This window comes from Pseudomonas sp. KBN10P06128 (assembly GCF_037574945.1).
Classification (GTDB): domain Bacteria; phylum Pseudomonadota; class Gammaproteobacteria; order Pseudomonadales; family Pseudomonadaceae; genus Pseudomonas; species Pseudomonas aeruginosa.
The window spans coordinates 1,328,671-1,350,847 of the sequence record NZ_JBBELR010000001.1 but is presented as its reverse complement, the minus strand read 5'-3'; the positions used below and the strand labels follow the sequence as shown (position 1 = coordinate 1,350,847).

Here is a 22,177-nt window from a genome sequence, read left to right as displayed (position 1 = left end):
CTCAGAGTTCGACGCGAACCGCCTGGGCGGCCCGGGTCGCCTTGGCGCGAGCGGCGTCGATCGACTCGTCGCGCGCCAGGGCCACGCCCATCCGCCGCTGGCCATCCACTTCCGGCTTGCCGAACAGGCGTAGCGCCGTATCCGCCTCGCTCAGCGCGGCGCCGAGGTTGGCGAAAGCGACCTGCCGGGACTTGCCTTCCACCAGGATCACCGCCGAGGCCGACGGGCCGAGCTGGCGGATCACCGGGATCGGCAGGCCGAGGATCGCCCGCGCGTGCAGCGCGAACTCGGAAAGATCCTGGGAAATCAGGGTCACCAGGCCGGTATCGTGCGGACGCGGCGACACCTCGCTGAACCACACCTGGTCGCCCTTGACGAACAGTTCGACGCCGAACAGCCCGCGTCCGCCGAGGGCCTCGGTCACTGCCCGGGCGACCCGCTCGGACTCGGCCAGGGCCTGCGCGCTCATCGCCTGCGGCTGCCAGGACTCGTGGTAGTCGCCCTTGACCTGGCGGTGACCGATCGGCGCGCAGAAAGTGGTGCCGTCGACGTGGCGCACGGTGAGCAGGGTGATTTCGTAGTCGAAATCGATGAAGCCCTCGACGATCACCCGGCCCTTGCCGGCGCGCCCGCCTTCCTGGGCATAGTCCCAGGCCGCCTGCAGGTCGTCGGGGCCTTTCAGGACGCTCTGGCCCTTGCCAGACGAACTCATGATCGGCTTCACCACGCAGGGGTAGCCGACGCGCTCGACGCCACGGCGGTAGTCCTCGAAGGTATCGGCGAAGTGATAGGGCGAGGTCGGCAGGCCGAGTTCCTCGGCAGCCAGCCGGCGGATACCCTCGCGGTTCATGGTCAGTTGCGCGGCGCGGGCGGTGGGCACCACGGTGTAGCCTTCGGCCTCCAGCTCGACCAGGGTCGCGGTGGCGATGGCCTCGATCTCGGGCACGATGTAGTGCGGCTTCTCCTGCTCGATCACCGCGCGCAGGGCGGCGCCGTCGAGCATGCTGATCACGTGGCTGCGATGCGCCACCTGCATGGCCGGCGCGTTGCCATAGCGATCGACGGCGATCACTTCGCAACCCAGGCGTTGCAGCTCGATGGCGACTTCCTTGCCCAGCTCGCCGGAGCCACAGAGAAGGACGCGGGTCGCGCTCGGCGACAGGGGGGTACCGATACGGGTCATGGAAGAACCTCGGAAATGAAAGAAAACGGAATCCGCTTCAGGCGGAACCGCTGACCAGCCCTTGCGCCTTGGCGCGCTCGAAACAGCGACCGAGCACCTCGCGGCGCTCGTCGTTGCTCATCAGGCCCCAGCGGGTGATCTCGGCCGCCGTGCGCTGGCAGCCGATGCAGATGTCCTGCTCGTCCAGCGCGCAGACATGCACGCAGGGCGAAGCCACCGGTCGCTCGTTCACGCCGGGTCCTCGACGAGGTCGCGGGCGTAACGGCGGGCATTGTGCACATAGTGGGCGGCGCTGGCCTCGAGCATCTTCTTCTGCGGCTCGCTCAGCTCGCGCACTACCTTGCCCGGCGAGCCCATCACCAGCGAGCCGTCGGGAATCTCCTTGCCCTCGGGAATCAGCGCGTTGGCGCCGATGATGCAGTACTTGCCGATCTTCGCCCCATTGAGGATCACCGCGTTGATCCCCACCAGGCTGTAGTCGCCCACGCTGCAACCATGCAGCATGGCGTTGTGGCCGACGGTGACGCCCTTGCCGAGGGTCAGCGGATAGCCCATGTCGGTGTGCATCACCGAGCCGTCCTGGACGTTGCTGTGCTCGCCGATATGGATCAGCTCGTTGTCGCCGCGCAGCACCGCGCCAAACCAGACGCTGGCGCCGGCATCCAGGCGAACCTTGCCGATCACCGCTGCGCTGGGCGCGATCCAGCTGTCGGGATGGGTTTCGACGCGGGCATCGCCCAGGCGGTATTTCATCGCGATCTCCTCATGGCCGGGGTCTGCGCCCCGTCGGTCAACTCAGTTTGATGAACGAAGCCGGCGGCGTGTGCAGGTCGATGGGGTCGTCGTACAGCAGGTTGACCAGCTCCACCACCATGATGGCCGTCAGGCCCCAGATCTTGAACTCGCCGAAGCGATAGCTGGGCACGTACCAGCTGCGGCCGAAGTAGTCGATACGGTGGGTGACCTCGCGCGGGTCGTCGCGAAAGAAACTCAGCGGCACGTTGAACACCGCGGCGATCTCGCCGTCGTTGGGCTGGTACTCGACGAAGTCGGGAATGAAGGCGACATAGGGAGTGACCTCGATACCATGCCGCGAGACCAGGGTGCTCAGCGGCCCGACCACTTCCACCAGGCCCGGCGGCAAGGCGATCTCCTCCTCCGCCTCGCGCAGGGCGGTGCGCACCAGGTCGGCGTCTTCCGGGTCGCGCCGCCCGCCGGGGAAGGCGACCTCGCCGCCATGGGTGGACAAACCGGCGGCGCGCAGGGTCAGCACCAGCTCCGGATCGTCGCTGCGGGTGATGGGCACCAGCACGGCCGCTTGGGGGAAGCGCTGGTCGGTATCCAGTTGGCGGGGGCGGTGCGCCTCGATGCGTTGGCGCAGCTCGTCGAGCGTGCAGTTCATACTGCCGGGGTTTCCGAGGTCTTGTCGTTTCCCCGAGATCATGGCACGAAAGCCCCGGCCAGCCCACCCCTCCCGCACGGGGCCTTGTCGCCTCCCGGCCAGCCGAGCAAGATAGGCCTTTCCCCGAAGAAGAACCTGGCATGAAATTCTGCAGCCTGTGCGGCGCCACGGTGGTCCAGCGCATCCCGGACGGCGACAACCGCCTGCGCTACGTCTGCGACGCCTGCCACACCGTGCACTACCAGAACCCGCGTATCGTCGCCGGCAGCCTGCCGGTGTGGGACGGCCAGGTCCTGCTCTGCCGTCGCGCCATTGCGCCGCGCCTGGGCTACTGGACGCTGCCGGCCGGCTTCATGGAGAACGGCGAGACCCTCGCCCAGGCGGCGGCCCGCGAGACAGAGGAAGAAGCCAACGCGCGGATCGGCGACCTGCAGCTCTATACCCTTTTCGACCTGCCGCACATCAGCCAGGTCTACCTGTTCTTCCGCGCCGAGCTGCTCGACCTGGATTTCTCCGCCGGCGATGAAAGCCTGGAGGTGCGGCTTTTCGACGAAGCGGAGATTCCCTGGTCGGAGCTGGCTTTTCCGACCATCGGCCGTACCTTAGAATGCTACTTCAGCGACCGCCGCGAAGGCTGCTTCCCGGTGCGCAACGAAGCCATTGCACCTATGCTGGCTTCCTATAAGAAAGACTGAACGCCAAACACTCGAACACCGCCGCCGTTGCGGCTCAAGGGAACATCGGGGATTTCACTTCCATGCGCTGGTTGCTTGCTTTGCTGTGCTTGACCTTCGCCAGTCTGACCCAGGCCAATGCCGCGCCGAGCCTGGAAGGCAAGGTGGACAAGGTCCTGGTGCTCAAGTCCGAGCGAAAACTGCTGCTCCTCAACAAAGGCAACGTCCTGAAAAGCTACCGTGTCTCGCTGGGCAAGCGCCCGACCGGCCCGAAGCTGGCCGAAGGCGACAACCGCACCCCGGAAGGCTTCTACTGGATCGACTGGCGCAAGACCAGCAACAACTACAACCTCTCCATGCACATTTCCTACCCCAACGCCCGCGACGTGGCCAAGGCCCGGGAAAAGGGCCTGCCGGCCGGTGGCATGATCATGATCCACGGCACCCCGCTGGATGACGAATACCCGGAGTGGTACTTCTCCACCCTGGACTGGACCAATGGCTGTATCGCCATGAACAACACCGACATGCGCGAAGTCTGGAGCGTGGTGAAAGACGGCACGCTGATCGAGATCCGCCCCTGACAGAACCAGGCTGCTACCACTCGTCAGCCGTCAGCCACACCAGGAACGCCGCCGCGAGATTTTCCGGCGGCGTTTTCTTTTATCCGTCAAACCCTTGCATCCCTTACTCAGGCCAAGTCAATCGACGGGACGGCTGGCTGACGCGTGCGCGACGCACAACTGGCATTGACGTGGTATTCAAGTGGTATTAGTTTTCCCAGCATTACCGGGCGACAACAACACAATCCGCATCGGAACCTCTCATGAAGACAGCCCACGACCTGCTCCTGGCCCTGCGTCCCGACGAGGCGCAACCCACCCCCCTCTATCTGCAGCTGGCGCGCAATCTCGAGAGCGCGATCCATGCCGGCCAGTGGAAAGCGGAGGAAGCGCTGCCCTCCGAACGCAACCTCAGCGAAACCCTGAACATTTCCCGCGTCACCGCGCGCAAGGCCCTCGAAGTACTCTTCGAGCAGGGGCTGATCCGCCGCAACCAGGGCTCCGGCACCTTCATTACGCCGCGTCTCGAACAACCGCTGTCGCGTCTCTCCAGCTTCAGCGAGATGCTCCGCCTGAAAGGCTTCACCCCCGGCTCCACCTGGCTGGAGCGCGGCATCGCCCTGCCCACCCACGACGAACTGATCCGCCTCGGCCTCTCGCCGACCGAAAAGGTCGCGCGCATGAAGCGCCTGCGCAAGGCCGACGGCACGGTGATGGCGATCGAGAACAGCACCCTGCCGGCACGCCTGCTGCCGGACCCGACAGCGGTCGGCGATTCCCTCTACGAATACCTGGACGGCATCGGTCGCCCGGTGGTCCGCGCCCTCCAGCACGTGCGCGCGATCAACGCCTCCGCGTCCGATGCCGCGCTGGTCGGCATCGCGCCGGGCACCGCGATGCTGCTGATGACCCGGATCGGCTACCTCGAGGACAACACCCCGATCGAGCTGACCGACACCTACTGCCGCAACGACTACTACGACTTCGTCGCCGAACTGCGACGCTGACCGACACGGAGCCGCCATGCTCGAAGGCAACATCCTCACCCCGCAAGGCTGGATCCTCGGCCGCCTGCACATCCAGGACGGGCGTATCCAGCGGATCGAAGGCGAGCCCTGCGATCCGGCCGGCAACGCCGATCCATACCTGCTGCCAGGCTTCATCGACCTGCATGTGCACGGCGGCGGCGGCCGCGACATCATGGAAGGTGGCGACGCCTTCGCCACCATCGCCCGCACCCACCGGCGCTTCGGCACGACCTCGCTGCTGGCCACCACCATGACCGCACCGCGCGAGGAGATCGCCGACATCCTCAGCCAGCTCGGCGATTACTGCCGCCGCTCGCTGGAGGGCGGTTCACGGATACTCGGCGTGCACCTGGAAGGCCCCTACATCAACTCCGGCAAGCTCGGCGCGCAGCCCAACTTCGCCCATGCCGCGGTGCTCGAGGAAGTCGAGGACTACCTGCGCCGGGCGCCGATCCGGGTGATCACCATCGCCCCCGAGATCGCCGGACACCGGCCGCTGATCCGCGCCCTCGCCGAGCGCGGCGTACGCCTGCAGATCGGCCATACCCTGGGCAGCTACGAGGATGGCGTGGCCGCACTGGAAGCCGGCGCCAGCAGCTTCACCCACCTCTACAACGCGATGACCGGCCTGCACCACCGCGAACCGGGTATCGTCGGCGCGGCCCTGGCCCACGCACGCTACGCCGAGCTGATCCCCGACCTGCTGCATGTCCATCCCGGCGCCATCAGGGTGGCCCTGCGTTCGATCCCGTGCCTGTACTGCGTGACCGACTCCACCGCCGCCGCCGGCATGCCCGACGGCCAGTACAAGCTCGGCAGCCACACGGTGACCAAGTGCCTGGGCGGCGTGCGCCTGCCCGACGGCACCCTGGCCGGCAGCACCCTGACCATGGACCAGGCGCTGCGCAACCTGGTGAAGATCGGCCTGCCCCTGGCCGAAGCCTCGCAACGCCTTTCGCAATTCCCCGCCGATTACCTCGGCCTCGCCGAGCGCGGCCGCCTGGCGCCCGCAGCCTGGGCCGATGTGGTGCGCCTGGATCGCGCCCTGGAACTCGATGCCGTGATGGTGGAAGGAGAACTCGAATGACTTCGCTGATGCTCGAGGAAGCGCTCTCCGCCGCCGCGGTGGCGAGCCGTCAACTGGCCGTGCTCGACGCCTGCCTGCCGGCGCTTGGCCAGCGCCTGCGGGAGGTCGATCCGAACCTGGCGCTGACCGTCGCGCGCGGCAGCTCCGACCATGCCGCCAGCTACTTCGCCTACCTGGCCATGCAGCACGCCGGCTTGCCGGTGGCCTCGCTGCCCATGTCGGTGGTGACCCTGAACCGCTCGCCGCTGCGTGTCGCCGGGCAGGCCGTCTTCGCTTTCTCGCAGTCCGGGCAGAGCCCCGATCTCGTGGACAGCCTGCGCATCCTGCGCGAACGCGGCGCCCTGGGCATCGCCCTGGTGAATGCCGAGGATTCGCCGCTGGAAGCCGCCAGCGAATTCGTCGTGCCGCTCTGCGCCGGCAGCGAGCGCAGCGTCGCAGCGACCAAGAGCTTCATCGCCACGCTCAGCGCCAGCGCCCGCCTGCTCGCCCACTGGCAGCGCGACAATGCCCTGCTGGCCGCAGGCCAGGGCCTGGCGGCCGGGCTGGAGCAGGCCGCCAGGCTCGACTGGTCGCCGGCCATCGAGGCCCTGCGCGACTGCCAGCGGCTGATGGTGATCGGTCGCGGCGCCGGCTACGCCATCGCCCAGGAGGCCGCGCTGAAATTCAAGGAAACCTCGGCGATCCAGGCCGAGGCCTTCAGCAGCGCCGAGGTCCGCCATGGACCGATGGCGCTGGTCGAGGAGCGCTATCCGCTGCTGGTGTTCGCTCCCCGCGGCCCGGAGCAGGAAGGCCTGCTGGCGCTCGCCGAGGATATGCGCCAGCGCGGTGCGCAGGTATTGCTCGCCGCCCCGGACGACATCGCCGAACGCGACCTGCCGCTGCAGCGCGCCGCGCATCCGGCGCTCGATCCGATCCTGGCGATCCAGAGTTTCTACGTCATGGCCGCCGGCCTGGCCGAAGCTCGCGGCATGGACCCGGACCAGCCACGGCACCTGAGCAAAGTCACCCGAACCCACTGAGCCTGAGCGCGCGCCCATGAACAACAAGAATCTCGCCCTCAAAGCGCCCCTGAGCGGCCCCGTGATGCCGCTCAACCGAGTACCCGACCCGGTGTTTTCCAGCGGCACCCTGGGCGAAGGCATCGCCATCGACCCGCTCAACGACTGCCTGCACGCGCCCTGCGCCGGGCTGGTCAGCCACCTGGCGCGAACCCGCCACGCGCTCAGCCTGCGCGCCGACAACGGTGCCGAGCTGCTGCTGCACGTCGGCCTCGACACCGTACAGCTGCAAGGCGAAGGCTTCGAGGCGCTGGTCGAGGAAGGTGCGCGGGTGATCGAGGGCCAGCCGCTGCTGCGCTTCGACCTGGACCGCGTCGCCCGCGGCAGCCGCAGTCTGATCACGGTGATGATCCTGACCAACGGCGACGGCTTCCAGGTACGCCCGCTGACCACCAACCCGGTGGAGGTCGGCGCGCCGCTCCTGCAACTGAGTCCGGAGAAGGCCGAGCAACGTCCGGCCAATCCCGCGCCTGGCGAAGGCTCCGCGCAGCGCCAGGTTCGCGGGCGGGCGCGGGTCGCCCATCATGGCGGTCTGCACGCACGCCCGGCAGCGCTGCTACGCAAGACCGCGCAGGGCTTTTCCAGCCAGGCCGAACTGCACTTCGCCGGACAGGTGGCCAGCGTCGACAGCCTGGTCGGCATCATGGGCCTGGGGGTCGCCGAACAGGACGAGGTAGAGGTGATCTGTCGCGGCGAAGACAGCGAGGCGGCCCTCGGCGCCCTGCTCGCGGCCCTCGCCAGCGCCACCGCGGGGGCTCCGAAGGAGGCTCCGCGCGCCATCGCCCCGGGCGAGGCGGCGCGACCTGCGGCTGTCGCCGGTACCCTGACCGGCGTCTGCGCTTCGCCCGGCCTGGCCAGCGGTCCCCTGGCGCGGCTCGGCGCCATCAGCCTGCCGGCGGACGACGGCCGGCATCGTCCCGAGGAACAGCACCTCGCCCTGGACCAGGCCCTGCAACGGGTGCGCGACGACGTACAGGGGAGCCTGCAGCAGGCCAGGCTCGGCGGCGACGAGAACGAAGCGGCGATCTTTTCCGCGCATCTCGCGCTGCTGGAAGACCCGGGTCTGCTGGACGCCGCCGACATGCTGATCGACCAGGGCGTCGGCGCCGCCCACGCCTGGCACCGGGCGATCCAGGCCCAGTGCGAGATTCTCCAGGCGCTGGGCAACCTGCTGCTGGCCGAGCGCGCCAACGACCTGCGCGACCTGGAAAAACGCGTGCTGCGGGTACTGCTCGGCGACACCGCGCCGTTGCGGGTGCCTGCTGGCGCCATCGTCGCCGCCCGGGAGATCACCCCCTCCGACCTCGCGCCGCTGGTGGATGCCGGCGCGGCTGGCCTGTGCATGGCCGAAGGCGGCGCCACCTCCCACGTGGCCATCCTCGCCCGCAGCAAGGGCCTGCCGTGCCTGGTGGCGCTCGGCGCCGGGCTGCTGGAGCTGGAGGAAGGCCGGCAGGTGGTGCTGGACGCCGGCCAGGGGCGGCTGGAACTCAGCCCCGACGCTCGACGCCTGGAGCAGGTCGCCTTGCAAGTGGCGCAGCGCGAGGAACAACGCCGCCGCCAGCAGGCCGATGCGCAGCGCGAGGCGCTCACCCGCGACGGCCGGCGCATCGAGATCGGCGCCAACGTCGCCTCGCCGCGCGAGGCTGCCGAAGCCTTCGCCAACGGCGCCGACGGGGTCGGCCTGCTACGCACCGAGTTTCTCTTCCTCGAGCGCCGCGCCGCGCCCGACGAAGAGGAACAGCGCAACGCCTACCAGGAGGTCCTGGACGCCATGGGCCAGCGCAAGGTGATCATCCGCACCATCGATGTCGGCGGCGACAAGCACCTCGACTACCTGCCGCTGCCGGTGGAAGAAAACCCAGCGCTGGGCCTGCGCGGCATCCGCCTCGGCCAGGCGCGCCCGGAACTGCTCGACCAGCAGTTGCGCGCGCTGCTCAGGGTCGAACCGCTGGAACGCTGCCGGATACTGCTGCCGATGGTCAGCGAGGTCGACGAACTGCGCGCCATCCGTGGCCGCCTCGGCGAGCTGGCCACGCAGTTGGGGATCGAGCGCCTGCCCGAACTCGGGGTGATGATCGAGGTGCCCTCCGCCGCCCTGCTCGCCGATCAACTGGCCGAACACGCCGACTTCCTCTCCATCGGCACCAACGACCTGTCGCAGTACGCCCTGGCCATGGACCGTTGCCACGCCGGCCTGGCCGACCGCATCGACGCCCTGCACCCGGCGCTGCTGCGACTGATCGCCCAGACCTGCGCCGGAGCAGCCCGCCACGGCCGCTGGGTCGGCGTCTGCGGTGCGCTGGCCTCGGACCCGCTGGCGACACCGGTACTGGTCGGCCTCGGGGTCGAGGAATTGTCCGTCGGGCCGAACCTGGTCGGCGAGATCAAGACCCGGGTGCGCCAGCTCGACGCCGCCGAATGCCGCCGCCACGCCCAGGCGCTGCTGGACCTGGGCAGCGCCCGGGCGGTGCGCGACGCCTGCCTGCAACACTGGCCGCTGGCCTGACAAGAACAATCGGAGACCACCGCCATGCCCCCGTTCCTGATCGAAAGCCTGCAACGCCTGGGCCGAGCCCTGATGCTGCCGATCGCGATCCTGCCGATCGCCGGCCTGCTGCTGCGCCTGGGCGACGTCGACCTGCTCGACATTCCGCTGGTCCACGACGCCGGCAAGGCGATCTTCGCCAACCTGGCGCTGATCTTCGCCATCGGCATCGCCGTCGGTTTCGCTCGCGACAACAACGGCACCGCCGGCCTGGCCGGCGCCATCGGCTACCTGGTGATGATCTCGGTGCTCAAGGTGATCGATCCGGGCATCGACATGGGCGTGCTCTCCGGCATCATCAGCGGCCTGGTGGCTGGCGCCCTGTATAACCGCTTCAAGGACGTGAAGCTGCCGGAATACCTGGCGTTCTTCGGCGGCCGCCGCTTCGTGCCGATCGCCACCGGGATCAGCGCGGTCTGCCTGGGCCTGCTGTTCGGGGTGATCTGGCCACCGCTGCAACAGGGCATCAACGGCCTCGGCCAACTCATGCTGGAAAGCGGCAGCTTCGGCGCCTTCGCCTTCGGCGTGCTGAACCGCCTGCTGATCGTCACTGGGTTGCACCACATCCTCAACAACCTGGTGTGGTTCGTCTTCGGCAGCTTCACCGACCCGGAAACCGGGCGCGTCGTCACCGGCGACCTGGCGCGTTATTTCGCCGGCGACCCGAAGGGCGGCCAGTTCATGGCCGGGATGTTCCCGGTGATGATGTTCGGCCTGCCCGCCGCCTGCCTGGCGATGTACCGCAACGCCCGTCCGGAGCGGCGCAAGCTGATCGGCGGGCTGCTCCTGTCGATGGCCTTGACCGCCTTCCTCACCGGCGTCACCGAGCCGGTGGAGTTCGCCTTCATGTTCCTCGCGCCGCTGCTCTACCTGCTGCATGCGCTGCTCACCGGCCTGTCCATGGCCCTCACCGACCTGCTCGACATCCGCCTCGGCTTCACCTTCTCCGGTGGCGCCATCGACCTCGCCCTGGGCTGGGGCCGCTCCACCCACGGCTGGATGCTCTGGCCGCTGGGCCTGCTCTATGCCGGCATCTATTACCTGGTGTTCGACTTCTGCATCCGCCGCTTCAACCTGAAGACCCCGGGCCGCGAAGACGACGCGAGCAGCGAATCGGGCGACAACGCCGAAGCCGAGCGCGCCCCGGCATTCATCCGCGCCTTGGGTGGCGCAGCCAACCTCGAAGTGGTGGACGCCTGCACCACGCGCCTGCGTCTGCGCCTGGTCGACCGCGACAAGGCCTCGGACGCCCAGCTCAAGGCCCTCGGTGCGATGGCCGTGGTACGTCCGGGCAAGGCCGGCAGCCTGCAGGTGGTGGTCGGCCCACAGGCCGACAGCATCGCCGACGAGATCCGCCGCGCCCTGCCCTTCGATACGCAACCGGGCGAAGCCGTACCGCCGCTGGGCAGTCCGAACACAGCCGAAGAGGTGGAGTCGATGCAGGCCACCGTCGACGCCGCCGAAGCCCAGGCCTGGCTCGGCGCCCTCGGCGGCGCCGGCAACCTGCGCGAGGTACGGGACGTCGCACTGACCCGCCTGCGGGTCAGCGTGGCGGACGAACGCAAGCTGGCCACCGAGCAACTGCGTCGTCTCGGCGGACAGGGCGTCAGCTCCCTCGCCGGCGGCATCTGCCATATCCTGGTGGGCCCCCGCGCCGCGGCCTTGAGCCAGGCCCTGCAACCGCTGCTGCGGCGCTGACGGCAGGAGGGCTGGACCTCGGCCAATCGGCGGATAACCGCCAAGCGGTTATCCGCCCTACGCCACAGCTCCCACGCTCGGGTTCGATAATCGCGAGACGGTTGTTCGCGCCACGCCACAGCCCCGGGTCGGGCTCTCCCCGTGAGGCGGATAACGAAAAAGGCGGCCACTGGCCGCCCTTCTTGCTTGTCCGAGGAAAACTCAGAAGACCATGTCGGTCAGGCGCCAGACTTCGTAGGCCGGGGTCTCATAGGGATGCGCCGCCTTCAGCGCCTTAACGCTGGCGTGGATGAGCTCGTCGGCCACCACCAGCTCCACTTTCCACTCCGCCACGTGCTCGACCTGGCCGACCTGGCCCAGGTAGGGTTGGCTACCGTCCAGGGGCCGGAACTGGCCCTGTCCAAGGGACTGCCAGCAGCAACTGTCGTACGCCCCGATGCGCCCGCCACCCGCGGCGAACACCGCTTGCTTGACGACATCCAGATGGCTCTCAGGCACATAGAAACACAGCTTGTACATCGTTTTCTCCGCACGAATCGAATGCTGCACGAGGCGGTCGGTGGTTGTGCGACTGCCGACGCCAAATAATGGCACTTTGCCTTGACATGATGAATATTTGACGCTGCCTTTACGACAGATAAGCGCAACATTTGTTCGCTCGTCACAACACCTTCGTGCGGGCGTTCACAGATTTACGTTCAGCCGCGGAAACGCCGCCACCTGGCCTTCAGCCCGAAGGCGGAAGGCGCATGGCTGCCGTCGCAATACGGCAGGTCGGCGGAGCGCCCGCAGCGGCACAACAGCAACAGGCGCTCGCGGGTCGCGTGGAGCGTCAGGCCGTTGCGGCAGTCGGCGGGACAATCGGGAAGCGAAGCCGAAGCCCCGCAGGTACAGAGCCGCAAGGTGTCGCCGGGAGAGACCCGGCGAACCTCGGGAAGAAGGTCGGGCGACGAGCTGGAGTCCGCATCGCCCGCCATGCCTGATCAGTCCACCCAGACCCGGGCGTTGCGGAACATGCGCAGCCAGCCGCCGTCTTCCTGCCAGTCGTCCGGGCGCCAGGAATTCTGCACGGCGCGGAACACCCGCTCGGGGTGCGGCATCATGATGGTGACCCGACCGTCGCGGCTGCTCAGCCCGGTGATGCCGCGCGGCGACCCGTTGGGGTTGGCCGGGTAGGCTTCGGTGACCTTGCCGTGGTTGTCGACGAAACGCAGCGACACGCAGCCGGAAAGGTCGGCCTCGAGCAACGCTTCCTCCGACTCGAACTCCGCATGGCCTTCGCCATGGGCGATGGCGATCGGCAGGCGCGAACCGGCCATGCCCTGCAGGAAGATCGACGACGACTCCTGCACCTGGACCATCGCCACCCGCGCCTCGAACTGCTCGGAACGGTTGCGCACGAAGTGCGGCCAGAACTCGGTGCCGGGAATCAGCTCGTGCAGGTTGGACATCATCTGGCAGCCGTTGCAGACGCCGAGGGCGAAGCTGTCCTTGCGCGCGAAGAAGACCTGGAAGCCGTCGCGGGCGCGGGCGTTGAAGAGGATCGACTTGGCCCAGCCCTCGCCGGCGCCGAGCACGTCGCCGTAGGAGAAGCCACCGCAGGCCACCAGGCCCTTGAAGGCGTCCAGGTCGACCCGCCCGGCGAGGATGTCGCTCATGTGCACGTCGATCGCGGCGAAGCCGGCGCGGTCGAACGCCGCGGCCATCTCCACCTGGCCGTTGACGCCCTGCTCGCGGAGGATCGCCACTTTCGGCCGCACGCCCTTCTTGATGTAGGGCGCGGCGATGTCGTCGTTGACGTCGTAGCTGAGCTTGATCGACAGCCCGGGGTTGTCTTCGTCCAGCAACGCGTCGAACTCCTGCTCGGCGCAGTCGGCGTTGTCGCGCAGACGCTGGATCTGGTAGCTGGTCTCGCTCCAGATGCGTTGCAGGATGCGGCGCTGGGCGCTGTAGACGGTCTCGCCGTTGTAGTTCAGGTTGATCTCGTAGCCATTGACCGGCTGGCCGATCACCGCCACGCAGTCGTCGAGACCGGCGGCGCTGAACTGCGCGAGGACTTCCGGAGTGGCGCCCTCGCGAACCTGGATCACCGCGCCCAGTTCCTCGCTGAACAACACGGCCGCCAACTCTTCGCGGCTATCGGCCAGGGCATCGAGGTTCAGCTCGACGCCGCAGTGACCGGCGAAGGCCATCTCCAGCACGCTGGTGATCAGGCCGCCGTCGGAACGGTCGTGGTAGGCGAGGATATGGCCGTCGGCATTGAGCCCCTGGATCACCGCGAAGAAGGCTTTCAGGTCCTCGGCGTCGTCGACGTCCGGCACGGCGCGGCCGAGCTTGCCGTGGACCTGTGCCAGGATCGAGCCGCCGAGACGGTTCTTGCCGCGGCCGAGATCGATCAGGATCAGGTCGGTCTCGCCCTTGTCCAGGCGCAGTTGCGGGGTCAGGCTCTGGCGCACGTCGGCGACCGGAGCGAAGCCGGTGACGATCAGCGAGACCGGAGAAGTGACGCTCTTGTCCTCGCCATTGTCCTGCCAGCGGGTCTTCATGGACATCGAGTCCTTGCCCACCGGGATGGTGATGCCCAGTTCCGGGCACAGTTCCATGCCCACGGCCTTGACCGTGTCATACAGGCGCGCGTCCTCGCCGGGGTGGCCGGCGGCGGCCATCCAGTTGGCGGAAAGCTTGATGTCGGACAGCTTGCCGATACGCGCGGCAGCCAGGTTGGTGACCGTCTCGCCGATGGCCATGCGTCCGGAAGCCGGGGCGTCCAGCAGCGCCAGCGGGGGGCGCTCGCCCATCGCCATGGCCTCGCCGGTGTAGACGTCGAAGCTGGTGGCGGTGACGGCGCAGTCGGCCACCGGCACCTGCCAGGGCCCGACCATCTGGTCGCGGGCCACCAGCCCGGTGATGGTGCGGTCGCCGATGGTGATCAGGAAGCTCTTGCTGGCCACGGCGGGATGGCGCAGGACGCGCTCGACGCTTTCCTGCAGCTCCAGCCCGGCGGCGTCGAAATCGTCACCCAGCTCGGCCTCGCGGGTGACCGCGCGGTGCATGCGCGGCGCCTTGCCGAGCAGGACTTCCAGCGGCATGTCCACCGGCTTGTTGTCGAAATGGCTGTCGGCGACGGTCAGCTGGCGCTGCTCGATGGCCTCGCCGACCACCGCGAACGGGCAGCGCTCGCGCTCGCAGATGGCCTTGAAGGTCTCGAAGTCGGCGGCGTCCACCGACAGCACGTAGCGCTCCTGCGACTCGTTGCACCAGATTTCCAGCGGGCTCATGCCCGGCTCGTCGTTGGGCACCGCGCGCAGCTCGAAGCGACCGCCGCGGCCGCCGTCGTTGATCAGTTCCGGCAGGGCGTTGGACAGGCCGCCGGCACCGACGTCATGGATGAAGCTGATCGGGTTGCGCTCGCCGAGCTGCCAGCAGCGGTCGATCACTTCCTGGCAACGTCGCTCCATTTCCGGGTTGTCGCGCTGCACCGAGGCGAAGTCGAGGTCGGCGGAGCTGGCGCCGGTGGCCATCGAAGAGGCGGCGCCGCCGCCCAGGCCGATCAGCATGGCCGGGCCGCCAAGGACGATGAGCTTGGCGCCGACGCTGATCTCGCCCTTCTGCACGTGTTCGTCGCGAATGTTGCCCATGCCGCCGGCGAGCATGATCGGCTTGTGGTAGCCGCGCACTTCCTCGCCGTGAGGGGTAGCGATCTTCTGCTCGAAGGTACGGAAGTAGCCGGTCAGCGCCGGACGGCCGAACTCGTTGTTGAACGCGGCGCCGCCCAGCGGGCCCTCGACCATGATGTCCAGCGCGGTGACGATGCGCTCGGGCTTGCCGTAGGGCACTTCCCAGGGCTGTTCGAAACCGGGGATCTGCAGGTTGGACACGGTGAAGCCGGTCAGGCCGGCCTTCGGCTTGGCGCCGCGGCCGGTGGCGCCCTCGTCGCGGATCTCGCCGCCGGAACCGGTGGAGGCACCGGGGAACGGCGCGATGGCGGTCGGGTGGTTGTGGGTCTCCACCTTCATCAGGATCTGCACCGGCTCGCGGCTGGCGGCGTATTCGCGGGTCTGCGGATCGGGGAAGAAACGCCCGGCGACATGGCCGACGATGACCGCGGCGTTGTCCTTGTATGCGGACAGCACGCCTTCGCGGTTCATCTCGTAGGTGTTCTTGATCATGCCGAACAGGCTCTTGTCCTGGGCCTGCCCGTCGATGTCCCAACTGGCATTGAAGATCTTGTGCCGGCAATGCTCGGAGTTGGCCTGGGCGAACATCATCAGCTCGACGTCGTGCGGGTTGCGCCCCAGTTCGCCGAAGCTCTTCAGCAGGTAGTCGATCTCGTCCTCGGCCAGGGCCAGGCCCAGCTCGACGTTGGCCTTCTCCAGCGCGGCGCGACCGCCGCCAAGCACGTCGACGGCGGTGAGCGGGCGGGGCTGCGCATGGCTGAACAGCTCGGCGGCGCCTTCCAGGCGGTCCAGCACCAGTTGGGTCATGCGGTCATGCAGGCGGGCGGCGACCTGCTGGGCGTCGCTCTCGGACAGTTCGCCCTGCACATAGTAGGCAATGCCGCGCTCCAGCCGGTCGATCTTCGCCAGGCCGCAGTTGCGGGCGATGTCGGAGGCCTTGCTCGACCACGGCGAGATGGTGCCGAAGCGCGGCACCACCAGGAACAGCCGGCCGCTGGGCTCCTGCACCGGCACGCTCGGGCCGTATTTCAGCAGCCGCGCCAGCACCTGCTCCTCGTCGGCGGTGAGCGCGCCGGTGACGTCGGCGAAATGCGCGAACTCAGCGTACAGCCCGGTAACGGCAGGTACGTGCTGGGTCAGTTGCTCGAGCAGTTTGCCGTGGCGGAAAGCGGAAAGGGCGGGAGCGCCGCGCAGGATCAGCATTGTCGGAACAGCCTCTGGAGACGGGAAGGTGTGGGGGCCGGCCGGGCCGGCCCGCAGAGGCCGTGCATTCTACCGTAAAGCACCGTCCGGCGGCACCCGCGCCGATGGCTATCGCATAGCCCTCCATCGGATCCGCGGCGGCCCGCTTCGAAGCACTTCGAGAACGGCGCCGCAGCGCTCTGCGACGGGGCAAGCGAAACGGCGGACGAACGGTATCCCGGCGATAGCAGAGAAGGTCCCGGCTGTCGAGATATGGCGCCGTCTCGCCTTTGCGTATACTGCGCCGATGTTTGCCCTGACCGCGTACCGCTTACGTTGCGCCGCCTGGCTGTTGGCGACCGGCATCTTTCTGCTGCTTGCGGGCTGTAGCGAGGCGAAAGCCCCTACCGCCCTGGAGCGCGTGCAGAAGGAGGGCGTACTGCGCGTGATCACCCGCAACAGCCCGGCCACCTACTTCCAGGACCGCAACGGCGAAACCGGCTTCGAATACGAACTGGCCAAGCGCTTCGCCGAGCGTCTCGGCGTCGAGCTGAAGATCGAGACCGCCGACAACCTCGACGACCTCTATGCCCAGCTTTCCCGCGAGGGCGGCCCGGCTCTCGCCGCGGCCGGCCTGACCCCGGGACGCGAAGACGACGCCAGCGTGCGCTACTCGCACACCTACCTCGACGTCACCCCGCAGATCATCTACCGCAACGGCCAGCAGCGCCCGACCCGCCCGGAAGACCTGGTCGGCAAGCGCATCATGGTGCTCAAGGGCAGCAGCCACGCGGAGCAGCTCGCCGAGCTGAAGAAGCAGTATCCCGAACTGAAGTACGAAGAATCCGATGCTGTCGAAGTGGTCGACCTGTTGCGCATGGTCGACGTCGGCGACATCGACCTGACCCTGGTCGACTCCAACGAACTGGCGATGAACCAGGTGTACTTCCCCAACGTTCGCGTCGCCTTCGACTTCGGCGAAGCCCGCGGGCTGGCCTGGGCCTTGCCGGGCGGCGACGACGACAGCCTGATGAACGAGGTCAACGCATTCCTCGACCAGGCCAAGAAGGAAGGCCTGCTGCAACGCCTGAAGGACCGTTACTACGGGCATGTCGACGTACTCGGCTACGTCGGCGCCTACACCTTCGCCCAGCACCTGCAGCAACGCCTGCCGCGCTACGAAAGCCACTTCAAGCAGAGCGGCAAGCAGCTGGATACCGACTGGCGCCTGCTCGCCGCCATCGGCTACCAGGAATCGCTGTGGCAGCCCGGCGCTACCTCCAAGACCGGCGTGCGCGGCCTGATGATGCTGACCAACCGCACCGCCCAGGCGATGGGGGTGTCCAACCGGCTCGACCCGAAGCAGAGCATCCAGGGCGGCAGCAAGTATTTCGTGCAGATCCGCAGCGAACTGCCCGAGAGCATCAAGGAACCGGACCGCAGCTGGTTCGCCCTGGCCGCCTACAACATCGGCGGCGCGCACCTGGAAGACGCGCGCAAGATGGCCGAGAAGGAAGGCCTCAACCCGAACAAGTGGCTGGACGTGAAGAAGATGCTGCCGCGCCTGGCGCAGAAGCAGTGGTACGCCAAGACCCGCTACGGCTATGCGCGCGGCGGCGAGACCGTGCACTTCGTACAGAACGTGCGGCGCTACTACGACATCCTCACCTGGGTGACCCAGCCGCAGATGGAAGGCAGCCAGATCGCCGAGAGCGGGTTGCACCTGCCCGGCGTGAACAAGACGCGCCCGGAAGAAGACAGCGGCGACGAGAAACTCTAGCCGCCCCCTCCCCTCAGGATTCTCCGTCGCTTGCCAGCCAGGCGGCGTGCTCGCGCACATCGGTCGGCCAGCCGGCGATCCGCTCGGCGAAGCCCTCGCGATCCCCGGCGAACAGCGCCCGCGTCGCCTCCTCGAAGCCCGGCAGGTCGCCGGCCATCGCATTCATGAAATGGTAGGCGCGCTCCTGCGCCTGCCGCGCACGCCCGGACTGGCTGCGGCGCGCCTCCTCGACCAGCTTGCGCAGCGCCACCGAGGCGCCCCCGGGCTGCGCGGCGAGCCATTCCCAGTGGCGCGGCAACAAGGTCACCTCGCGCGCCACCACGCCCAGCTTCGGCCGCCCGCGCCCGCGCGGCGCGGCCTCCTCCGCCGGTTGCCGCTCGCCTGCGCCGACCAGGCGCGCCAGCAGGTCCTCGCTGGAACCGCGGATATCGAGATCGACGGAGCGCCCAGTGGCATTGTCGAACACCAGCAGCGGCCCGGCAGCACCGCCGGCGACCGCTTGCTTCAAGGCCAGCGCAACCTCCGGCAGCGCCGCCGTCAGCAGCCGGCGCGTGCCGTCGAAGCAGGTGAAGGACTGGATGTATGGATCATTGGCCATGACAGGCTCCCATGGATGGAACGCCCGAATAATACCCGGATATAAATAGAGCGACAATATTATCCGGATAAAATAAATCCCATGAAAAAGGCCGCCCTATGGCGGCCTCTTCCGGCAGCGATGACCTACCAGCCGGCCGGCAGCAGGTTCATGGCGCTGCAAATGGCGTAGGCGGCGCTGGCCAGGTAGATCGTCACGATCACCGCCTGGATCGCCGGATGGGCGATCCAGCCGCATTTCCAGGCCGGCTCGAAGTCGCCGTTCCTGCGCGCCGAGCGCAGCATCAGGATTGGCATGATCGAGAGAATCACTCCGCTGAAGGCCCCGGCGAAGTACAGCGCGTTGACGAAGCCGACCAGCCCGCTGTAAGCCAGGACGAACGGCGGCAGCGCGACGATCGCCAGCACCAGCAGGCGGGTCTTCGGCCGGTTCTCCGGACCGAGCTTGTGGAACTTGTCGAAGATGTTGGTCAGGAAGCTACCGCCCAGGCCCCAGTAGGACGTCAGCATGGCGCACAGGGCGAAGGTGTTGGCGGTGAAGAAGGCCCATTCGCCGAGCGCCTTGCCCCAGGCCAGGGTGGCGACTTCGGACTGGTTCTCCAGGCCGGTCAGGGCGATCACCGAGAGCGGCACGATGCTGAGCAGGACGAAGGTGGTCAGCATCCCGGTGATCACCGCCTTCGGCAGGCGCTCCGGGGCGTGGCTGAAACCACGGGCCATCTCCGGGACGATGTACTGGGCGGAGAAGCAGAACACCGCGATGTTGAATACCGGGACCATGTAGATCCAGTCGCCTTCGAGCAGGCGAGCGAACTCGGTATTGTCGTTGAGCAGGGTGGCCGCCACCAGGATCAGGATCATGCTGACCATGCCGATGCTGATGAACTTCTCTCCCTTGCCGATGGCGCTCAGTCCCAGGTACAGCACGCCGGCGGCCGGAATGAAGAACAGCACGCTGCCCAGGGCCGGGCTGATGCCGAAGAAGGCGCTGAGGATCTTGCCGCTGCCGCTCATATAGGCGATCAGTGCGCCGATGCTGTTGACCGCCACGGACAGGAAAATCGCCCAGGCGCCGAAGGAGCCGACATAGCGCTGGGCAAGGCCGCTCAACTGGTTGTGGGTGCGCGTGCGCAGGGCGGTTTCCGAGACGTAGAGCATGGAAATGGTGGTGAACAGGCCGGCCACCGCCAGCCAGAGCAGCAATGGCATGAAGCCGGCCTTGCGGCTGGCGTAGGCCATGGACAGCACGCCTGCGCCGATGTTGGTTCCGACGATCATCGCCACCGCCTCGAGGAACGTCAGGCGCTTGACCTCCAGTCCCGAGGAATCGACGGCTTCCGCCCCGGCGTGATCCTGATACTGCTGGACCCGGGTATCACTCATGACAACAACTCCCTGCATTTCGAATTGGCATTGTGCGGGAGGCGGCCAGGACCGCCGTACCGATGGCCTTCTTCGAGGACAATGCAGGGCCGGGAATCGCGGACGCCTCCGGACCGGCCGCGCTTTTCGGCTGCGCGGTCCGGCGGGGGTATCCGCAGGCGGGCTCGCTCTCACCTGAAGCCATTGCCTGCGGGCCGCTTGCTCAAGCGGCCGTGCAAAATATCACACAATTCGACGAAGGAAGCGCGCGGCGACTACGACTTTACGCCTATGCCGATCGTCCGAAATATCCGGATAAATAATTGATGCAGATGGCTTTTGAAGGAGAAGAAGGCGCCAGGGCGTGCTTTAACGTTTCAGCCGGAGCGTTCGAAAAGAGAAACATCCGTCAGTCTTCGCGAGGCTTCTTCGCCGCTTCGCGCCGCGCGCGGAAGAACGCCGAGAGCGCCTGGCTGCATTCTTCCGCCAGCACGCCGCCCTCGACCATGACCCTATGGTTGAGATGCTCCTGCTCGAAGAATCGCCCACGGCTTTCCACTGCGCCCGACTTGGGCTCGACCGTGCCGTACACCAGGCGCTGGATGCGTGCGTGCACCAGCAGTCCGGAACACATGCTGCAGGGTTCCAGGGTCACATACAGGGTGCTGCCTGGCAGCCGGTAGTTGCCCGCCTCCGCCGCTGCCATGCGGATCGCCAGCATTTCGGCGTGGGCACTGGGATCGTGGCTGCTGATCGGCCGGTTGAAGCCCCGCCCGATGATCTCGCCCTCGCGCACCAGGACCGCGCCCACCGGCACTTCGCCGAGGGCCGCGGCCTTTTCCGCCTCTGCCAGGGCCTCGCGCATGAAATGCGGGTCCCGGCTGCGATCGATGATCGGACGCACACCTTTTACCGTCGGGTAGCCCTTGCCGTTGCTGATCAGCTTAGTCACCCGCACCAGGCCTCGCCGACCGCGATGGTCCCCATCAGGCCGGTCTCCATATGGTCGATGACGTGGCAGTGGAACATCCACAGGCCCGGATTGTCCGCCACCAGCGCGACGCGGGCGGTCTCGTTCTTGCCCAGCAGGTAGGTGTCGGTGAAGTACGGGATGATCTCCCGGCGATCCGAATCCAGTACCTTGAAGGCCATCCCATGCAGGTGGATCGGGTGCTGGTACTGCGCCATGTTGCGCAGCTCGAAGATGTAGCTCTGGCCTTCCTTGAGCTTGGCCAGCGGCGGCGCGTTGTGCTTGTGCTCCTCGCCGCCTTCCCAGGCCTTGCCGTTGATCTGCCAGAACGACGGATAGGGATTCTTGCCGCTGGTATCGGACATCGCCCCGACCCACTCGAAACGGAAACCGATCTTCTCGGCATTGGCCAGGTCCGGTTCGCTCACCGGATTCGCCGGCAACGGCTTCGGCCAGTCGCCGGCAGGAGCCTCGGCGCTGGCCACACTGCGGATCGTCGCCAGGCGTACCGGCCCGTCGCGCAGGGACAGCTCGGTGCCCGCTTCCGGCACCTTCAGCGCCAGCTCCAGGCGCATCCCGGGACCGATCCAGTACTGCCCCTCGAAGCCGCGCGGCTCCACCGGATGGCCATCGATGGCATAGATCCTCGCCTCGCCGTTGGGCAGGTTGAGACGGTAGGTGACGGTGTTGTCGACGTTCAGCAGGCGCACCCGGACGATCTGCCCGGCCGGCAGGTCGATGGTCGGCACATGCTTGCCGTTGATCGTCGAATAGCGCCCGCGGGTGCCTTCGCGAGCTGCCTGGCGCGGCACGCTGAAGGGGGTGAAGGCGCCCTGCTCGTCCACGTGCCAGGTCTTCAGGCAGAGAACCTTCTCGTGGCGGAACCCGGTGGGTTCGCGCTCCTCGATGATCAGCGGGCCGACCAGCCCGCGGCCGAGCTGCTCGCTGCTCATCAGGTGCGGGTGGTACCAGTAGCTGCCGGCGTCCTGGGTCTTGAACTGGTAGATGAAGCTCTCGCCCGGCTGCACTGGCGGCTGGGAAATGTACGGTACGCCGTCCATCTCGATCGGCAGGCGGATGCCGTGCCAGTGGATGGTGGTCGGTTCGTCCAGCCTGTTGGTGAAGCGCACCCGCAGCCACTCGCCCTGCTTCGCCCGCAACTCCACGCCGGGGCACTGGCCGCCATAGGCCAGCGCCGGACTGCTGAAGCCCGGGACGATCTCCAGATCCAGCGGCGCGGCGATCAGTTCGTAGTCGTACTCCTGCGCCACCTGCGGACGCGCCAGCCAGAAGCGCGCGCCGCCGGCACCGAGGCCGACCACCGCTAGCCCGGCGAGGCCGCCGAGCACTTGTCTACGGGTAAATGTCATG

Annotated in this window: 20 protein-coding genes; 9 read left to right on the top strand and 11 right to left on the bottom strand. The window is 67.6% G+C overall.

What is annotated here, in order from left to right; all coding sequences use genetic code 11:
- Nucleotide 1 precedes the first annotated feature (1 nt).
- The 4 genes from purT to VQ065_RS06295 are packed head-to-tail and all read right to left on the bottom strand — an operon-like array spanning nt 2 to nt 2,585.
- Nucleotides 2–1,183 carry a formate-dependent phosphoribosylglycinamide formyltransferase gene (gene purT / locus VQ065_RS06310; RefSeq protein WP_003092658.1) on the bottom strand — a complete coding sequence of 394 codons (1,182 nt, stop codon included), beginning with the start codon at nt 1,181–1,183 and terminating at the stop codon, nt 2–4.
- Nucleotides 1,184–1,220: 37 nt separating this feature from the next.
- The gene (locus VQ065_RS06305; protein WP_003092660.1) at nt 1,221–1,415 is read right to left on the bottom strand and encodes a DUF1289 domain-containing protein; all 195 of its coding nucleotides are present in this window, start codon (nt 1,413–1,415) and stop codon (nt 1,221–1,223) included.
- Nucleotides 1,412–1,936 carry a gamma carbonic anhydrase family protein gene (locus tag VQ065_RS06300; RefSeq protein ID WP_003092662.1) on the bottom strand — a complete coding sequence of 175 codons (525 nt, stop codon included), beginning with the start codon at nt 1,934–1,936 and terminating at the stop codon, nt 1,412–1,414. The genes VQ065_RS06305 and VQ065_RS06300 overlap by 4 nt, the downstream gene beginning before the upstream one ends.
- A gap of 37 nt (nt 1,937–1,973) precedes the next feature.
- Nucleotides 1,974–2,585, bottom strand: a complete 612-nt coding sequence (locus VQ065_RS06295; protein ID WP_003092664.1) for a CoA pyrophosphatase — start codon at nt 2,583–2,585, stop codon at nt 1,974–1,976.
- Between the two features lie 140 nt (nt 2,586–2,725).
- Here VQ065_RS06295 and VQ065_RS06290 point away from each other — a divergent pair, with 140 nt between their 5' ends.
- The 7 genes from VQ065_RS06290 to nagE all read left to right on the top strand — a co-directional run bounded on the left by VQ065_RS06290 (nt 2,726) and on the right by nagE (nt 11,238).
- Complete coding sequence (locus VQ065_RS06290) at nt 2,726–3,280, top strand: NUDIX hydrolase (RefSeq protein ID WP_003092665.1); 555 nt, start codon at nt 2,726–2,728, stop codon at nt 3,278–3,280.
- A gap of 62 nt (nt 3,281–3,342) precedes the next feature.
- Nucleotides 3,343–3,843 (top strand): L,D-transpeptidase family protein, encoded by a 501-nt coding sequence (locus VQ065_RS06285; protein ID WP_003092667.1) that lies wholly within the window; start codon nt 3,343–3,345, stop codon nt 3,841–3,843.
- Between the two features lie 242 nt (nt 3,844–4,085).
- Complete coding sequence (locus VQ065_RS06280; protein WP_003092669.1) at nt 4,086–4,829, top strand: GntR family transcriptional regulator; 744 nt, start codon at nt 4,086–4,088, stop codon at nt 4,827–4,829.
- Nucleotides 4,830–4,845: 16 nt separating this feature from the next.
- Entirely contained in the window at nt 4,846–5,937 is a 1,092-nt protein-coding gene (nagA, locus tag VQ065_RS06275) for an N-acetylglucosamine-6-phosphate deacetylase (protein WP_003092670.1), read from the top strand.
- The gene (locus VQ065_RS06270) at nt 5,934–6,956 is read left to right on the top strand and encodes an SIS domain-containing protein (RefSeq protein ID WP_003092673.1); all 1,023 of its coding nucleotides are present in this window, start codon (nt 5,934–5,936) and stop codon (nt 6,954–6,956) included. Before nagA ends, VQ065_RS06270 begins: the two co-directional genes overlap by 4 nt.
- Nucleotides 6,957–6,972: 16 nt before the next feature.
- Nucleotides 6,973–9,501 (top strand): phosphoenolpyruvate--protein phosphotransferase, encoded by a 2,529-nt coding sequence (gene ptsP / locus VQ065_RS06265; protein WP_014604012.1) that lies wholly within the window; start codon nt 6,973–6,975, stop codon nt 9,499–9,501.
- A gap of 24 nt (nt 9,502–9,525) precedes the next feature.
- Nucleotides 9,526–11,238, top strand: coding sequence for an N-acetylglucosamine-specific PTS transporter subunit IIBC (gene nagE / locus VQ065_RS06260; protein WP_003092676.1), 1,713 nt, complete (start codon nt 9,526–9,528; stop codon nt 11,236–11,238).
- Between the two features lie 201 nt (nt 11,239–11,439).
- Here the strand turns inward: nagE and VQ065_RS06255 are convergent, their stop codons facing one another.
- From VQ065_RS06255 to purL, 3 genes are all read right to left on the bottom strand, one after another.
- Nucleotides 11,440–11,757: a Nif3-like dinuclear metal center hexameric protein gene (locus tag VQ065_RS06255; protein WP_003092679.1), complete on the bottom strand. Its 318-nt coding sequence runs from the start codon at nt 11,755–11,757 to the stop codon at nt 11,440–11,442.
- 179 nt (nt 11,758–11,936) lie between these two features.
- Complete coding sequence (locus VQ065_RS06250; RefSeq protein WP_003092681.1) at nt 11,937–12,215, bottom strand: CDGSH iron-sulfur domain-containing protein; 279 nt, start codon at nt 12,213–12,215, stop codon at nt 11,937–11,939.
- A gap of 6 nt (nt 12,216–12,221) precedes the next feature.
- Nucleotides 12,222–16,118, bottom strand: coding sequence for a phosphoribosylformylglycinamidine synthase (gene purL / locus VQ065_RS06245; protein WP_340080372.1), 3,897 nt, complete (start codon nt 16,116–16,118; stop codon nt 12,222–12,224).
- Nucleotides 16,119–16,404: 286 nt separating this feature from the next.
- On the opposite strand from purL, the gene mltF reads away from it, so the two are divergent.
- The gene (gene mltF, locus VQ065_RS06240; RefSeq protein ID WP_003104806.1) at nt 16,405–17,877 is read left to right on the top strand and encodes a membrane-bound lytic murein transglycosylase MltF; all 1,473 of its coding nucleotides are present in this window, start codon (nt 16,405–16,407) and stop codon (nt 17,875–17,877) included.
- A 13-nt stretch (nt 17,878–17,890) separates the two neighbouring features.
- On the opposite strand, the gene VQ065_RS06235 is transcribed toward mltF, so the two are convergent.
- Nucleotides 17,891–18,475 (bottom strand): DUF2239 family protein, encoded by a 585-nt coding sequence (locus VQ065_RS06235; protein WP_003092691.1) that lies wholly within the window; start codon nt 18,473–18,475, stop codon nt 17,891–17,893.
- A gap of 125 nt (nt 18,476–18,600) precedes the next feature.
- Nucleotides 18,601–19,857, bottom strand: coding sequence for an aromatic amino acid transport family protein (locus tag VQ065_RS06230; protein ID WP_003092694.1), 1,257 nt, complete (start codon nt 19,855–19,857; stop codon nt 18,601–18,603).
- A 62-nt stretch (nt 19,858–19,919) separates the two neighbouring features.
- On the opposite strand from VQ065_RS06230, the gene VQ065_RS06225 reads away from it, so the two are divergent.
- Nucleotides 19,920–20,159 carry a hypothetical protein gene (locus VQ065_RS06225; protein WP_152959661.1) on the top strand — a complete coding sequence of 80 codons (240 nt, stop codon included), beginning with the start codon at nt 19,920–19,922 and terminating at the stop codon, nt 20,157–20,159.
- Nucleotides 20,160–20,245: 86 nt separating this feature from the next.
- Here VQ065_RS06225 and tadA read toward each other — a convergent pair whose 3' ends face one another.
- Together tadA and VQ065_RS06215 are read right to left on the bottom strand one after the other, a co-directional pair.
- The gene (tadA, locus tag VQ065_RS06220; protein WP_003092697.1) at nt 20,246–20,794 is read right to left on the bottom strand and encodes a tRNA adenosine(34) deaminase TadA; all 549 of its coding nucleotides are present in this window, start codon (nt 20,792–20,794) and stop codon (nt 20,246–20,248) included.
- Complete coding sequence (locus VQ065_RS06215; protein ID WP_003092698.1) at nt 20,785–22,176, bottom strand: multicopper oxidase family protein; 1,392 nt, start codon at nt 22,174–22,176, stop codon at nt 20,785–20,787. Before VQ065_RS06215 ends, tadA begins: the two co-directional genes overlap by 10 nt.
- Nucleotide 22,177: the final 1 nt, after the last annotated feature.

Bases quoted from the DNA above. Each gene is read 5' to 3' on its own strand.
- purT (WP_003092658.1), bottom strand. From the start codon at position 1,183: ATGACCCGTATCGGTACCCCCCTGTCGCCGAGCGCGACCCGCGTCCTT.
- VQ065_RS06300 (WP_003092662.1), bottom strand. From the start codon at position 1,936: ATGAAATACCGCCTGGGCGATGCCCGCGTCGAAACCCATCCCGACAGC.
- VQ065_RS06295 (WP_003092664.1), bottom strand. From the start codon at position 2,585: ATGAACTGCACGCTCGACGAGCTGCGCCAACGCATCGAGGCGCACCGC.
- VQ065_RS06290 (WP_003092665.1), top strand. From the start codon at position 2,726: ATGAAATTCTGCAGCCTGTGCGGCGCCACGGTGGTCCAGCGCATCCCG.
- VQ065_RS06285 (WP_003092667.1), top strand. From the start codon at position 3,343: ATGCGCTGGTTGCTTGCTTTGCTGTGCTTGACCTTCGCCAGTCTGACC.
- VQ065_RS06280 (WP_003092669.1), top strand. From the start codon at position 4,086: ATGAAGACAGCCCACGACCTGCTCCTGGCCCTGCGTCCCGACGAGGCG.
- nagA (WP_003092670.1), top strand. From the start codon at position 4,846: ATGCTCGAAGGCAACATCCTCACCCCGCAAGGCTGGATCCTCGGCCGC.
- VQ065_RS06270 (WP_003092673.1), top strand. From the start codon at position 5,934: ATGACTTCGCTGATGCTCGAGGAAGCGCTCTCCGCCGCCGCGGTGGCG.
- ptsP (WP_014604012.1), top strand. From the start codon at position 6,973: ATGAACAACAAGAATCTCGCCCTCAAAGCGCCCCTGAGCGGCCCCGTG.
- nagE (WP_003092676.1), top strand. From the start codon at position 9,526: ATGCCCCCGTTCCTGATCGAAAGCCTGCAACGCCTGGGCCGAGCCCTG.
- VQ065_RS06255 (WP_003092679.1), bottom strand. From the start codon at position 11,757: ATGTACAAGCTGTGTTTCTATGTGCCTGAGAGCCATCTGGATGTCGTC.
- VQ065_RS06250 (WP_003092681.1), bottom strand. From the start codon at position 12,215: ATGGCGGGCGATGCGGACTCCAGCTCGTCGCCCGACCTTCTTCCCGAG.
- purL (WP_340080372.1), bottom strand. From the start codon at position 16,118: ATGCTGATCCTGCGCGGCGCTCCCGCCCTTTCCGCTTTCCGCCACGGC.
- mltF (WP_003104806.1), top strand. From the start codon at position 16,405: ATGTTTGCCCTGACCGCGTACCGCTTACGTTGCGCCGCCTGGCTGTTG.
- VQ065_RS06235 (WP_003092691.1), bottom strand. From the start codon at position 18,475: ATGGCCAATGATCCATACATCCAGTCCTTCACCTGCTTCGACGGCACG.
- VQ065_RS06230 (WP_003092694.1), bottom strand. From the start codon at position 19,857: ATGAGTGATACCCGGGTCCAGCAGTATCAGGATCACGCCGGGGCGGAA.
- VQ065_RS06225 (WP_152959661.1), top strand. From the start codon at position 19,920: ATGGCCTTCTTCGAGGACAATGCAGGGCCGGGAATCGCGGACGCCTCC.
- VQ065_RS06215 (WP_003092698.1), bottom strand. From the start codon at position 22,176: ATGACATTTACCCGTAGACAAGTGCTCGGCGGCCTCGCCGGGCTAGCG.